The sequence below is a fragment of the Ruegeria sp. YTSA064 genome, assembly GCF_059610325.1.
Genome location: NZ_JBXWNK010000009.1, coordinates 1 through 12,014, shown reverse-complemented (window position 1 = coordinate 12,014; position 12,014 = coordinate 1). Strand labels below are relative to the sequence as shown.

The 12,014-nt window shown below is 52.6% G+C and carries 12 protein-coding genes and 1 tRNA gene; 5 read left to right on the top strand and 8 right to left on the bottom strand.

Going from position 1 to position 12,014, the window contains the following annotated elements; genetic code table 11:
• Window positions 1–310 precede the first annotated feature (310 nt).
• Window positions 311–2,203 (top strand): amidohydrolase, encoded by a 1,893-nt coding sequence (locus AC2FI7_RS14445; protein WP_496816572.1) that lies wholly within the window; start codon window positions 311–313, stop codon window positions 2,201–2,203.
• A 361-nt stretch (window positions 2,204–2,564) separates the two neighbouring features.
• On the opposite strand, the gene AC2FI7_RS14440 is transcribed toward AC2FI7_RS14445, so the two are convergent.
• Both AC2FI7_RS14440 and AC2FI7_RS14435 read right to left on the bottom strand, forming a co-directional pair.
• Window positions 2,565–2,984 carry a hypothetical protein gene (locus AC2FI7_RS14440; protein ID WP_029621644.1) on the bottom strand — a complete coding sequence of 140 codons (420 nt, stop codon included), beginning with the start codon at window positions 2,982–2,984 and terminating at the stop codon, window positions 2,565–2,567.
• A gap of 132 nt (window positions 2,985–3,116) precedes the next feature.
• Window positions 3,117–4,085 (bottom strand): ATP-binding protein, encoded by a 969-nt coding sequence (locus AC2FI7_RS14435; protein WP_029621643.1) that lies wholly within the window; start codon window positions 4,083–4,085, stop codon window positions 3,117–3,119.
• Window positions 4,086–4,468: 383 nt separating this feature from the next.
• Here AC2FI7_RS14435 and AC2FI7_RS14430 point away from each other — a divergent pair, with 383 nt between their 5' ends.
• Window positions 4,469–4,969: a hypothetical protein gene (locus AC2FI7_RS14430; RefSeq protein WP_010437825.1), complete on the top strand. Its 501-nt coding sequence runs from the start codon at window positions 4,469–4,471 to the stop codon at window positions 4,967–4,969.
• 11 nt (window positions 4,970–4,980) lie between these two features.
• Here the strand turns inward: AC2FI7_RS14430 and AC2FI7_RS14425 are convergent, their stop codons facing one another.
• From AC2FI7_RS14425 to AC2FI7_RS14410, 4 genes are all read right to left on the bottom strand, one after another.
• Window positions 4,981–7,725 (bottom strand): AsmA family protein, encoded by a 2,745-nt coding sequence (locus AC2FI7_RS14425; protein WP_496816574.1) that lies wholly within the window; start codon window positions 7,723–7,725, stop codon window positions 4,981–4,983.
• A 400-nt stretch (window positions 7,726–8,125) separates the two neighbouring features.
• Window positions 8,126–8,506 carry a hypothetical protein gene (locus AC2FI7_RS14420; RefSeq protein WP_010437821.1) on the bottom strand — a complete coding sequence of 127 codons (381 nt, stop codon included), beginning with the start codon at window positions 8,504–8,506 and terminating at the stop codon, window positions 8,126–8,128.
• Between the two features lie 24 nt (window positions 8,507–8,530).
• Complete coding sequence (locus AC2FI7_RS14415; RefSeq protein WP_010437819.1) at window positions 8,531–8,653, bottom strand: hypothetical protein; 123 nt, start codon at window positions 8,651–8,653, stop codon at window positions 8,531–8,533.
• A gap of 64 nt (window positions 8,654–8,717) precedes the next feature.
• Window positions 8,718–9,017: a hypothetical protein gene (locus AC2FI7_RS14410; RefSeq protein WP_010437817.1), complete on the bottom strand. Its 300-nt coding sequence runs from the start codon at window positions 9,015–9,017 to the stop codon at window positions 8,718–8,720.
• A gap of 696 nt (window positions 9,018–9,713) precedes the next feature.
• Here AC2FI7_RS14410 and AC2FI7_RS14405 point away from each other — a divergent pair.
• Genes AC2FI7_RS14405 through AC2FI7_RS14395 form a run of 3 tightly spaced genes read left to right on the top strand, consistent with a single transcriptional unit; the run spans window position 9,714 to window position 10,832 of the window.
• Window positions 9,714–10,148 (top strand): hypothetical protein, encoded by a 435-nt coding sequence (locus tag AC2FI7_RS14405; RefSeq protein ID WP_496833447.1) that lies wholly within the window; start codon window positions 9,714–9,716, stop codon window positions 10,146–10,148.
• Window positions 10,145–10,495, top strand: a complete 351-nt coding sequence (gene tnpB, locus AC2FI7_RS14400; RefSeq protein ID WP_010437812.1) for an IS66 family insertion sequence element accessory protein TnpB — start codon at window positions 10,145–10,147, stop codon at window positions 10,493–10,495. Before AC2FI7_RS14405 ends, tnpB begins: the two co-directional genes overlap by 4 nt.
• 37 nt (window positions 10,496–10,532) lie before the next feature.
• Window positions 10,533–10,832, top strand: coding sequence for a hypothetical protein (locus AC2FI7_RS14395; RefSeq protein ID WP_139056586.1), 300 nt, complete (start codon window positions 10,533–10,535; stop codon window positions 10,830–10,832).
• Window positions 10,833–10,927: 95 nt separating this feature from the next.
• Here the strand turns inward: AC2FI7_RS14395 and AC2FI7_RS14390 are convergent, their stop codons facing one another.
• Both AC2FI7_RS14390 and AC2FI7_RS14385 read right to left on the bottom strand, forming a co-directional pair.
• Window positions 10,928–11,509 (bottom strand): hypothetical protein, encoded by a 582-nt coding sequence (locus AC2FI7_RS14390; RefSeq protein ID WP_496833446.1) that lies wholly within the window; start codon window positions 11,507–11,509, stop codon window positions 10,928–10,930.
• A 428-nt stretch (window positions 11,510–11,937) separates the two neighbouring features.
• Window positions 11,938–12,014: transfer RNA gene (locus AC2FI7_RS14385), tRNA-Met, on the bottom strand.

Sequence of the window (12,014 nt, the reverse complement as noted above, 5' to 3'; positions counted from 1 at the left end):
GCCCCAGCATGGGAAGAGTTGGCAATTCGCCGCTCGGGGCAGTTTGCGTCAACAAGTGAAGTTCGACTGAATGCTAGCTTTGTCCCGCACTGCCGCCGTTGACCAGTTCGGGACAGCTCATATCCCCAACCAAAACTGTCAGATGACCACTGTGAGCCCAAAGCGGTCGGGGTCAGTCGCTAATTCAGAACATCATTTTGATTTAGAAACTTGGCCCGCAATCCAAGATCGGCATTAATTTTCCTTTCTGCCTTAGATCATCTCGATGCTAGGCTCAGACAAATATCGTCTTACTGAGCATCGAAAAATTATGACCAAACTGAATGTTACCCGCCGCACTGCATTGACCATCCTTGGAAGCGCGTCAATGATCGCTATTTCTCATGCCACGTCTACGCAAGCGGCCTCGTCATTGCAGGATTTTGGAAGCCAGCTTCAAACACTGCCCGAAATCACTGTTTACACAGCGCAGCGCGTCATCACCATGGAGGACAACGACCCTGCTATCAACGCGGTTGCCGTGGTCGGAGACCGTATTCTGGCCGCCGGTCCGCGCGACACACACGTTGACCGGATTGGTTCGCAGCCGTTTCGACTGGACGATCAATTCTCCGAGAAAGTCATTATCGCCGGTTTGATAGACCAGCACGTGCATCCTTTCCTCGCCGGATTGACCCTGACCTCCGAGATCATATCCATCGAGGATTGGAACATTCCGACTGGTTTTTCGAAGGCCGCCGAGGATGAGGCGGATTATAAGTCTCGTTTGCAAGCCGCCGAAGCGGTAATGGATGATCCCGACGCTTTGTTGCTGACATGGGGGTGTCACCACTTCTTTCATGGCGAGATCAGGCGCGCGCAACTCGACGAGATCAGCAGCACGCGCCCAATCATTATAGTCCACCGATCTGCACACGAGTTGATCCTTAACACTCCCGCATTGGAGTTGCTGGGCATCACCGAAGACTTTGTTAATGGCTTTGCGGGGCTCGCGCTTGAGCAATCGAGCTTTGAAGACGGGTATTTCTTCGAGGCAGGCATGTTCGCCGTTCTTCCGGCGGTCGCACCCGTATTGGCAACTCCTGAACGCTTGGGCGCGGGCCTTAGACTGGCCCGAGAGTACATGCACCGTGCCGGCGTCACCGTTGCCGCTGAACCGGGAGGTGTGCTGTCTCGACCTCTGCAGGATGCAACCAACGCGGTTTTTTCAGGACCCGATACCCAGCTCAGGACCTATTTCATACCTGACGGGAAGTCTCTGGCCACCTTGCACTTTCAAAGTGGTTCGATGATTGAGGAGACGGAAAAGCTGCTGGATTGGGGCGAAGGAAAGACGGCGTTTATGCCGAAGCAGGTGAAACTCTTCGCGGATGGCGCTGTCTACAGTTTGGCCATGCAGGTCTCGGAGCCTTATGTGGGTGGCGATTTCCACGGCGAGTGGATCATGCAACCCGACGAGTTCAATCCCGTATTCGATGCATATTGGAACGCGGGTTACCAAATACATGTTCATCTGACCGGCGACCTTGCTGTCGATTTGATTTTGGACGCCGTCGAGCGAAACATGCGCCGGATGCCGCGAGCTGATCACCACACGACATTGGTTCACTTTGGTTATGCGAGAGAAGATCAAACAAAACGGATCGCTGAGTTGGGCTGCATCGTCAGCGGCAATCCATACTACGTAACCGCGCTGTCAGATCGATATAGCGAGCTTGGACTTGGTCCAGAACGTGCAGATGACATCGTGCCCCTTGGGCCAATTAAGGCCAACGGCATTCCCATCTCATTCCATTCTGACGTACCAATGGCTCCCGGTGAACCGCTATTCCTTGTTTGGGCTGGCGTAAACCGAACGACCTTCTCCGGCCGTGTCGCAGGCCCAGAACACCGCCTGTCGGTCGAAGACGCTTTGCGGGCTGTGACTATTGATGCGGCCCAGTCCTTGCGATTGGAGGATGAGGTTGGCTCTATCGCTCCCGGCAAGTTGGCAAACTTCACCATCCTTGAAGAAGACCCATTCGAGGTGGAAGCCTACAAGATTAAGGACATCGGTATCTGGGGTACCGTACTTGAAGGTGACATTTTTCCAGTGTCAGACGACTTCGATCTCGACCGCGCGTCATTATCGCCAACCCGGGATACAATAAATCCGCCAAAAAAGCCGCTGTATGCGCTTGCTGATGTATCGGGCATCGCCTAGAAAGGCATGCTTGCCGGATGCTCGTGTTGCGCTTCACCCGTATCTCAGTCGTGCACGACATCTGCGGCGGGGCAAATCTCTGCAGTTAGCTGTTGCGGGACCAATGCGTTGGGGTGGGCCGTCGTGTCTGAATGGGCCTCCAAAGTTTAGATTGGAGCCAAGTTGAGATCGCGTAATCAAGTGTCCGGAATGTCCGCGTAGAAGGCATTCATTGAATTCTGCCGAACGACTGCTTCGAGCCCAAAGCGGAAGCTTTCAGGTCTTTAAGTCAGCAGCCCCACTGCTAAAATCATTCGCCACTTTTCAACCTCAACCGCTGGTGCTAGTGGGCGCGAGATTGCCCTCTCAGAACGCAACCAGCCTAAGAGTGTTCCTGAGCGAATTTTTGACCCAACAATATGTATTGGTCGGTCCACGGGAGAGGCTCAGCGCGAGTGAAATCTGCCAAAGCTTCAGCGTGCCGGCTCGCCTCTGTGAGGTCGTGTCCGGCTATGGCAACTTCGATCGCAAGGCGTCTGAACCAGAAATGATTGCGGCTCATCGAGCCAAGCTCTAACAAATGCTCACACTCCTGCAATAACTTCAGCTGGATATCGCGATCGCGCTCAAGTCGTGCCATTTCCGCGAGTACCATTGGCCCACTATAACTCATTCCCGCACGTCGGCATGTCGAGAGAGCCGACTCCAGCATTTCCCGTGCACGTTCGGTGTTACCGCAATCCTCCTGCACCAGCACTTCGTACATCAGCCGACGGCCCTGGAACCGCATGGCTCCAAGCATCTGTTCCAGTTCAGATATTCGCGCGCGTCTTTAGCGAGCTCGAGGCTATGGTTATAGGCAGCATCGGCTTCCGTTGTGCTGCCGAGTTCGAGCATCAGTTCGCCCTGCAAAGACACGAGTTGGAACTTGTCATCATGGCTCTTGGCGATTCTGATCCCACGTTCGACAAGCGCAATCGGATCTAATCTTCAAACGCTCTGCGTAGGCGGCCTCAAAATAAGCCCGTGGCGCACTCTCGTCTTTAGCACTTTCGAGATGCGCAGCCATCAGAGCTGGTTCGTCATTGTCGATCAAACTGGCGATCCGCGCATGCAGTTTAAAGCCGCGTTCTTTGAGCGGTGATTGATATGCACTGTCGCGGATCAATGCATGCGCGAAGCGGAGCTCGTCGCCGGACTTCACGACAAGACTTTCAGCAATAAGCCGATCAAATGCGTACTCCGGATCTTCAATCAACTGCCTTACCAGTTCCGGTCGAAAGCGTTGCCCGATGACCGACGCCACCTGCAATGCTGACCTGACAAGTTGCGGAAGGCGATCTGTGCGGGACAAGACGATGCTTTGGATTGAACCGGGAACGCGTTCGCCTCGAGCTGCTTCACCTTCAAGCAGCAGTTGTTCAAGGAACAAGGGATTGCCACCAGCGCGGCGGATGCACTCGAGCACATAGTCGTCATGGCGCAATCCAAACGGAGTGGCGAGTGCCTCCGTTTCGTCCTTCGATATTGGCGCGAGATCAATAGTGGTAAGTGACGCTGGCCGAGCTCTGTCCCGCCAAGTCCGGTCCAGCGGATCGCTGTCGATGCGTGTTGTCAACAAGATCAGCACGCGATCTGTCGAAAGTTGAGCGGCGAGGTCGGCCAATGCGTCCATTGTAATCACATCTGCCCAATGGAGATCTTCGACTACTAGGACAAGCGGACGCTCCTTGCAGCGATCCCGTGCAAGAGCGCCGAGGATCGCTCGTTTTCCTGTGTTTCGGGCGCTGTAGCCCATGGCTTGATATAGGTCGCTCAACATGCGCGGCTGGGGCAAATCAAGCAGATCGGTAAGAAACACCTCTTGATCTTCGGGTAGCCATTTTTGGAGACTCGAAGTCATCGTGGTCTCGCCGTCCCGTCTTGCTCCACCCTATTCAAGCAGTGGCTACCATCGTAGCGGGAAAAGCTAACTTTCGGGCGCAGTCATTTTAGAGACTTGATCTTACGTCAGGTCTGCGAACAAAACCGCCTGTCGATCAAACGTATTCAATGACCGCTTCGCGCCCCATAGCGAACGACGCTTAGGTTGCCATCAACGTCAGCGATGCGCAGAAAGCGGACATTGCAAAGTTTGGCGTGCAGCCCACAACTGTCGTTGGACAAGTTCTCTGGATGCCGTCGGCGTTGGCTCAACATTCCATAAATCGAATGGTTGTATTTGAATAATCCAGCGCGATACTCTGAATGCAGCTTTATATCTTCGGAACAAGTGTGGGGCATCGAATGAACAAGTTGGCGCTGACGGCAATGGCATTGATCTCCACTGGTGCGGTGTGGGCCGCCGGTATGGAACGGTGGGGTGAATCCGGGGACTGGACAATCCTGATTGATCCCGAAAAGGGCAATGGTTGTCTCGCGTGGAAGCCCTTTGAAAATGAAATGACCGTTGAAATTGGCGCGGTGCCCAATCAGGCAGGTGGTTTTTTTGCCGCCTACAATCCGGCCTGGGTGCAGATCGAGGACGGCGCGACTGGCATCGTAAAGTTCGACTTTGGTGACGCAAAATTCGAAGGTGAAGCGGTTGGTATCTTCAAGAATGGAGTTCCCGGTGGCTACGCTTTTTTCGATAACCCGGCGTTTGTAACCGAGTTTGGAAAACGCCAAAGCGTCACGATTATTGGTGAAAGTGGCGCCGAGGTTGAACTCGACCTCAGCGGGTCTGCAAAAGCCATTGAGGCCGTTCTGACGTGTCAGGCTGAACAGCCGGAACCACTGAAGAACTAGGTTGCGTCCGACTATTGCAATTGATTGATGTCCGGCACACAAGGTTGCCTGTCGACAGGCATAGCATCAGCGCCTTCCGGGGCCCGGTTTCTCGACCCACCCACATCCAGCTTGAACTTTGGCGACGAAAGCTGGCCCGTCACATCAAAGGGCCAGGCGCTTCTGGATAGGGGTTTACCTACGCGACGAGGCTCTGCTCTTAATGCGATGCGATCGTTCAGCCAGTCTACTTGCCCCCTGGCTACCAATTGAACCGATCCTGTTTCGATAACGATCGAGTTTGAACTGACCCGCCCGGCCTGGATATCGACCGGGGCGACCACGCAAGTGATGTCGGTGTAACCCTGCCGAAACTCCTCTGAAAACAGCCAAGGGAAGATGCCCAGCCCCGCCAGTTCCAAGAGGCTGGTGCTGATATAGCCCTGCGACATCGACATAGACGCTTTGCCGCGCATCGAGTTGATGAAGGCCTTGCCCGAGGTGGTATTGCCCGAAACGTTGAACTCACCGCTTAAACGTCCATAGGCCTCAATACCAATGCCCAACTCATCCAAGATTTCGCCGAATTCCCATCCGGAGGTCGATCCCGACAATGAAAGCCAATCAGGTGAGTCAATCAAATCCATCACCGCCCGCAGGCTGAAGTTTCCGCTGCCATAGGCCATTTGAAGAGGTCCGAAATCCACGGTTCCTTCTTTGGCAGACAATTGGCTGGAAACTGATGTTACGCCTTGCTGGCCTACAATCTCTTTGAATTCGATCTGTACCTCGACGTCAGCTTCTCGCAGCACGCGCTGCACATCCAGAAGATCGGCAGGTTTCCCTTTTTCCTTTGGCAACACTAAGGGCTGGACGTCTGTCTCCTTCGGTAAAACCAAAGGTTGAACCTCGGCTTCAGGTTCCTTTGTGGTCTCGCCTACCAAGCTTTTCAGTTGGTCCAGCACGGCAGTCAGGTTCTTCAGGTCGTTGAGATCGAGCCTTTCGCTCGTGATGTTGCCCCGAACAACAGTAGCGCCCTCGGGGAAATCAGCGTCTAAAGCCGCAAGAAGTTGCGAAGACCCGGCTTCAAACTGGATTGCGGCATCAAAGTCCTCGCCCTGTTTGGAGGTTTCAGCATCGATAGCTAGTGCTCCGATCTCGACAGGTTGCAGATTCACTGCGGTTAGAAACTCGGCGCTGTCGTCGACGTCCAATTTCACGTCGAAATCGAGACCGGCAAGCCCTTTTAGCTCGTTGACAGATAGTGCGAGATCGAGCGCCCAGAGATCGGTCCCGTAGGTGGTCGCGTTAAACCTATTGAGAGAAACCGGACCGCCCGCATTGGATATGTTGAAATCGGCTTTGATGCCGCCGAACTGATCAACGTAACCCTCATCTAGGTTCGGCAAAATCAACTTGGCGGGCCCGTTCAGCACACCATCGAATGTTACGTCCTGAAGCTGAAGCAGATCGAGGATTTCACCTTCAGCTTTCAGGACAGGCTCTTCAATTGGACCGGCTTGCAAGGCAATGCCCAGCATGGCGAGTCGGCCATCTGGCATGCGGCGAATGCTTTCGATGGATGCTGGACCGATTACGTCCAGCCCCTGTTCGAAGGCATTGGTTTGAAAAAGCAGCTGCTCAAACTCGAAGGAAGCCAGGGATCCGACCATATGCATTTCAAAGCCCGTGAACTTCAGATCCTGGATACTTTTGGCTGCTGGCGGCGGCTGTCCTTTGGGATGAAGTCGCGCGTTGAAAAGCAGATCGACGCCCTGAGCGGTGTAGAGGTCATCTATTGAACCTTCGGCTTCGAGTCTCTGTCCATCCTCCAGGCTTACCGTGGTTGTAAACGCTTCGATCTTCAGGGCGTCCTGAGACACGAGTTCAGCCTGCAACTGGCCATTGCCTTCCAAAACGCGTTCCAATCCAATGACATCTAGAAAATCGCCGAATTCACCGGTGTCCATCTCCAATACTGCTCGATAGCCACCACCTTCGTCCTCCGAGAAAGGCTCACCATCGTAGTTTACGGTCATTTCCCCGAAACTGGCGCGTGTCGTAAACGGTGCGGCGTGTGGGTAGTCGCCTTCGATTTGGAAACCCTGACCGTTGACGGAGCCGGAACCAGAGACCTTCGTTCTTTTTTCATTATCCGCTTGTTCAAGAGCGAGTGACTTTAGGTCAAACACAAACGAGAAGCCTGAGACCTTGTCGTCGATGTTTAACCCGATTGACGTGAAACTGACGTTCTTGTCGCTCAGGAAGTTCAGGATCCCACTGCTTTCGGTGTCGCTTTCATCGATACTATCAGCGCTAGCGACGTCTTTTTGATCATCCGCTGATACAGATTCCTCGGACACGGGCCTGGGTGTTGGCCTATCTATTCGCCAACTTGTGGTGCCGTCTGCGGCTGTAAGAATATTCGCTTGGAGGCCTTCCACTACCAGATTGTCAAAATGCAGACGCCCGCTGATCAAAGCGGCAATGTCCAACTCAAGTTGAAGCAGGTTCAATTTTACAAGTGGTGAATCCGGCATTGTCTGGCTCGGGATGACCACCCCACCGACGTAGATGTGACTAATACGTCCAAGCGCGACGCTTACATCATCATTGACAAGAAGTGGCCGACCAATTTGTTCCGAAAGAACTCTTTCCACAAGGTCGCGCCGCATGTCCGAGAACATCGGAGCAGCAAACAACAACCAAACAAACGCGACTGCTGCGAATGCGAGAAGTGCGACAAGCCCAATTATCCTAAATAGCCAAACCCTCATGCGCCCCCCTATCGCCGCTTTCGCCCTTCAGACTCTGACAAGCAGATATTCGGCCCACCTAACTGAACGCTCGTTCTGAACCATATTCAGGTCAATTGGGCTGTGTCACTAATCGTCTCTGGTAGCCCCGCCAGTCGCTTTTGTTCTTCCCATATGTACACTTGCCCTATTGGTTGTAGCCTCTTCGGACGTCTGGATTGGTCCAAAAGTCTGAACGTCATCGACCTATTGGACGCGCGTTGCTGAAAAGGTAGTAAGCGCAAAATGTACAAGAAGGGCTTTTTTCATCGCCAGGTCCAGTGTCCGGGTTTTCAACTTGGGCCGGGGTTCACAGAAAGATCGCCCCGGCCAGCGTCAGGACAAACGAGGTAGTTCTTGCCCTGAAACATCGTAATTTCGTCTAGTTGAGAAGATCACCGACGATGCCGACCGCATCGACTACGGTAGACAGGTCATTCGTAACTTCGAGGACTTCGCCATCGACCTGAATGTAGCGGTTTCCTTTGCCCGGCTCCCCCAGCTTCCATTTGGAAAGGTCCCCAATATCCTCGAACTCCAGATCAGATGGGAGCTTGGCACCGCGCGTGTAGCGTTTGATCTGACCAGGTGGGATAGTCTTTGGGCCTTTGCCGGGTTTGTCTTCAATCTGAATACTGACATCACCGTCCTTGCCCCCCTTGTTGGGCTTTTTACCCTTGTTGTCTTTGGCATGGGCATCGCTGCCTCCAAGGGTGAAAAACACAACTGATAAGGCTGCGAGAATTCCGTATACGATCTTCATAGACTTTTCCTTTGCTTCCTAACTTCATTCAACCGGAGTTGAAAATTCCGGCACGCGCTTCAGGGCTTCGATCATGTCCGCGCTCGTCATCAGTTCGATGAATGTGTAGTATTTCAGAACCCCTTGGCTCAGACGCGAAGAATACATGGCCTGCACTATCCGAAGAGCGAGCCAGTGCTGCGCAGCCGTTTTCAGCTACGCAGCAGACAGGTCACAATGCGCCTTCGTCGCCCAGGAATTCGATACCAGCTGTCGCGCCATCAGTGTAAGCAATGCAATTCCAAGGAGCACGATCCTCGCCAACACCGACAGTGACTTGTGTTCCAGCTTCGCTAAACGCAGACGACAGCACAACGACTTGCGAATTGTTCGTTGTGTTAGCTACATCTCGCAAACACGCCTGCTGAGCGGGCGTGAGCTCGGCGGATGCGCTTGATGTACTCGTATCGTCGCAGGCTGCAAGCAGCGCGAAACATGTCGCGCCTGCAATCATCATCACTTTGTTAGTCATTTTCTTCTCCCTCTGGGTTCGTTGATCTTAATGGAATTGGAGGCGACTTTTTGAAGCTCTCGCGTCTATGCAGCCAATAGAACATACCTCGATCCGGTGCCTACCTTTCCCAAATACTTGCTGTGGAGGGCTTCGGCGGCAGAACGAAATTAAGTTGATTACCGGGGCCGCCAACAACGCGTGACGACCAAGTAATATCACCGGCAAAAGCCAGAGCGAACTTTGGAGCGAGGGCCAGAACCTTAAGTTTGAGCATTGCATCCTCCCAAGCTCGATGATTGTAAAAAGCCTTCCGACCGCCAGCACTCACTCCAGCAGTCGGAAGGGCCCGACAAATCGGGCGACAGCGACATCAACGAAGATAAAATGAAAGTTGTGTCGAATTCGCATGTTTGAATCTATTTTTTCATAAATCAACATTTTTTCCGCGCGTAAACTTCGTTACGCTCTCGTATGATAAGCGTCTGCTTTCAAAAAAAAATGGATAGTGAGCGCATCCTTAGGGCGAGTGCGTTCTTCTAAGCGGCGAAGCTTTTTTCGGCGCACAGAAAGATAAACAGGAGTGAAAAATGGGAATTGGGGAAGCCGTTAAAACGTGTTTTTCGAAATACTTCCAGTTCTCTGGTCGGGCTCTACGCTCAGAAGTAAGCGTTGCATCTGACCCCTTAAATAGCCCCTGATCAGCCATTTGTTTCCATGGCATATTGCCAAAAACGAGAGGCGGCAGCCATGGGGCAATTCCCACAATCATTCGAAGTCTATGGCTTCACCATCGAAGTGCATGCGGGCGGACGCCGTGTCTGGCCGCCAAGCTTCAAGCGGTTTGTCAAAACCAAACTTGATCTTGGTGAACTGATCGTCGGAGACATCATGGAGGACTGCAACGTTTCGCAGTCTCTCGTCTATAAATGGAAGTCAGACGTGAAATCGTCACGGGTCAGAAGCGTCGCACGGAGCGAAGAACGGATTTTTTCGGAAGTTCTCGTTAACGAAGCGACACAGCCAAACCGCGATCCGGAAACTGACAATCGCATTCTACTGACGCGCCGGGAAAGCAATTTGTCTTTTCCAGTCGATTACCCGGTGAACGATCTGGTCACAATCGCACTTGCGATGGATAGCCAATCATGATTTCCCCAGCCGGTAACTTCAAATATTACGTCGCAACCAAGCCGGTCGATTTTCGTAAAGGCATGGACGGTTTGGCAGCGATCGTTCTGAATGAATTCGATCTCGACCCATTTAGCGGCACCATATTTATTTTCCGGTCAAAACGCGCAGATCGACTGAAGCTCATAGTCTGGGATGGGACGGGTCTGGTGCTGGTCTACAAGCGGATCGAGGGTAAGGGTTTCGAATGGCCTCGCGTCGCTAACGGAGTGATGACCATGACCAAAGCACAGTTTGAGGCCCTTTTCGAAGGGCTTGACTGGAAACGTGTGGTCGCGCGCGGTACACGGCACCCGGTCGCTGTCTGACGCTTAATATCAACGGCAGGGATCTGTCTTGTCAGATTTGGTCATCACCGGCATTCCTGAATCCGTCTGGGGGACGCTTTTATCTGATGCTGCGGAGAGCAATCTGTCAGTCGAAGATTACGCCAGACAGCTTGTCTGTGATGCCGCCGCGCGTGCTATCCTGGCGAAGAGCCACGATATCTCGGCCGCACAGCTTCAAGACAACCTGAGTGCTTTTCTTAGGATCGCCGAGTCTCAACCGATCTTCATCCATGATGAGTTAGGAAGACGATTTGCTTTGATATCATTTTCCGAATTCGAACGTTTGACCGGGACTTCAGAAAACGCTGACAACTGACGTTGCACGGGTACATTACACGCGTCATTTCCCAGACTGCCACTGCATGCACTTAGGCCGATTTCGGTTTTGTCCCGGCCCCAAAAGACAGCCATCTAATGGGCAAATGAAAAGTTAACCAGCGGCGCTTCAAGCGCTCGAGGAAGGGTTCCTCGGCACAAAGGGCCACCAAGCGGACATTCGCTGTATTCGCAAAATAAACTATCTCTGACGGTGGCAATGGTAAGGTCGGCTTCATGCTCAGCTATGATGTTAGCAGCACCAACTTTATCACCATTTTTGTATGTCTCATTTCGATCTGAGTCTTTGGAACTCTTGCGATAAAAATAGAACGCATGGTCGAATTCGCCGGTTTTTCCTGACTTCACATAAAGCTGGGGATGAAGTATTTTCAGAGCCTCTTGCAGCTTGTTGCCGTCAATATAATTTTCCAACTCTCGGCCAGCTGTTATCCAAAGCATCCCCCCTTCATTTTTCATCTCTTTGAGTAGTCGCTTAGCATGTGGCTTTAATTCATCTTCGGAATGGGATTTGTCGCTATCGATAATAATAGCCATGTTTCGGATTAGCGTACGCAGATTGATAAACCGATCAAGTGCATCGTCAGATGCAGTGAGGTGGCTAATGAGAGAACCTCCATAGAACATTATTGTATAATGAATTCCCTCTTCCAGCATTGGCTCAACGGATTTTATCCAGTGGTTCAATAATATCCGATCAGAAGGTCCCTCGACCCAGATCACAGCATTGGCCTGAAGAATGTCTGACGCTTGACAGCCGAGATCATCAAGGATTGCGCGTTGGTCGTTCTTTGTCAGAGCCGGTCGAACATAGGTCTGTATACTGTCATTTGATACATGGAATACCGCTGAGGTACCGGGCCACAAGGAGGGCGACCAACCAAGATGTTCATGGTCAATCCCTATGTTTTGCGAGCCACCTCCTGACCGCTGACAAAACTGACTGAACTGACAAAACCATGATTTTGGCCGCTTGGCCCAATGCCGGCTAGTATTTGCTCCCCAGCGTAGCACCGTGCGGCTATGCCCAGAACGCATCAAGCGCCCCTTGGGGCGTTAAGTGTTTGATATCTGACCTAGAAGATTGGTTGCGGGAGCAGGATTTGAACCTGCGACCTTCAGGTTATGAGCCTGACGAGCTACCGGGCTGCTCCATCCCGCG

What these genes read in the sequence shown, in the direction of transcription:
- AC2FI7_RS14445 (WP_496816572.1), top strand. Translation starts at nt 311, where the DNA reads ATGACCAAACTGAATGTTACCCGCCGCACTGCATTGACCATCCTTGGA.
- AC2FI7_RS14440 (WP_029621644.1), bottom strand. Translation starts at nt 2,984, where the DNA reads ATGCTTGGAGCCATGCGGTTCCAGGGCCGTCGGCTGATGTACGAAGTG.
- AC2FI7_RS14435 (WP_029621643.1), bottom strand. Translation starts at nt 4,085, where the DNA reads ATGACTTCGAGTCTCCAAAAATGGCTACCCGAAGATCAAGAGGTGTTT.
- AC2FI7_RS14430 (WP_010437825.1), top strand. Translation starts at nt 4,469, where the DNA reads ATGAACAAGTTGGCGCTGACGGCAATGGCATTGATCTCCACTGGTGCG.
- AC2FI7_RS14425 (WP_496816574.1), bottom strand. Translation starts at nt 7,725, where the DNA reads ATGAGGGTTTGGCTATTTAGGATAATTGGGCTTGTCGCACTTCTCGCA.
- AC2FI7_RS14420 (WP_010437821.1), bottom strand. Translation starts at nt 8,506, where the DNA reads ATGAAGATCGTATACGGAATTCTCGCAGCCTTATCAGTTGTGTTTTTC.
- AC2FI7_RS14415 (WP_010437819.1), bottom strand. Translation starts at nt 8,653, where the DNA reads ATGTATTCTTCGCGTCTGAGCCAAGGGGTTCTGAAATACTACACATTC.
- AC2FI7_RS14410 (WP_010437817.1), bottom strand. Translation starts at nt 9,017, where the DNA reads ATGACTAACAAAGTGATGATGATTGCAGGCGCGACATGTTTCGCGCTG.
- AC2FI7_RS14405 (WP_496833447.1), top strand. Translation starts at nt 9,714, where the DNA reads ATGGCATATTGCCAAAAACGAGAGGCGGCAGCCATGGGGCAATTCCCA.
- tnpB (WP_010437812.1), top strand. Translation starts at nt 10,145, where the DNA reads ATGATTTCCCCAGCCGGTAACTTCAAATATTACGTCGCAACCAAGCCG.
- AC2FI7_RS14390 (WP_496833446.1), bottom strand. Translation starts at nt 11,509, where the DNA reads ATGCTGGAAGAGGGAATTCATTATACAATAATGTTCTATGGAGGTTCT.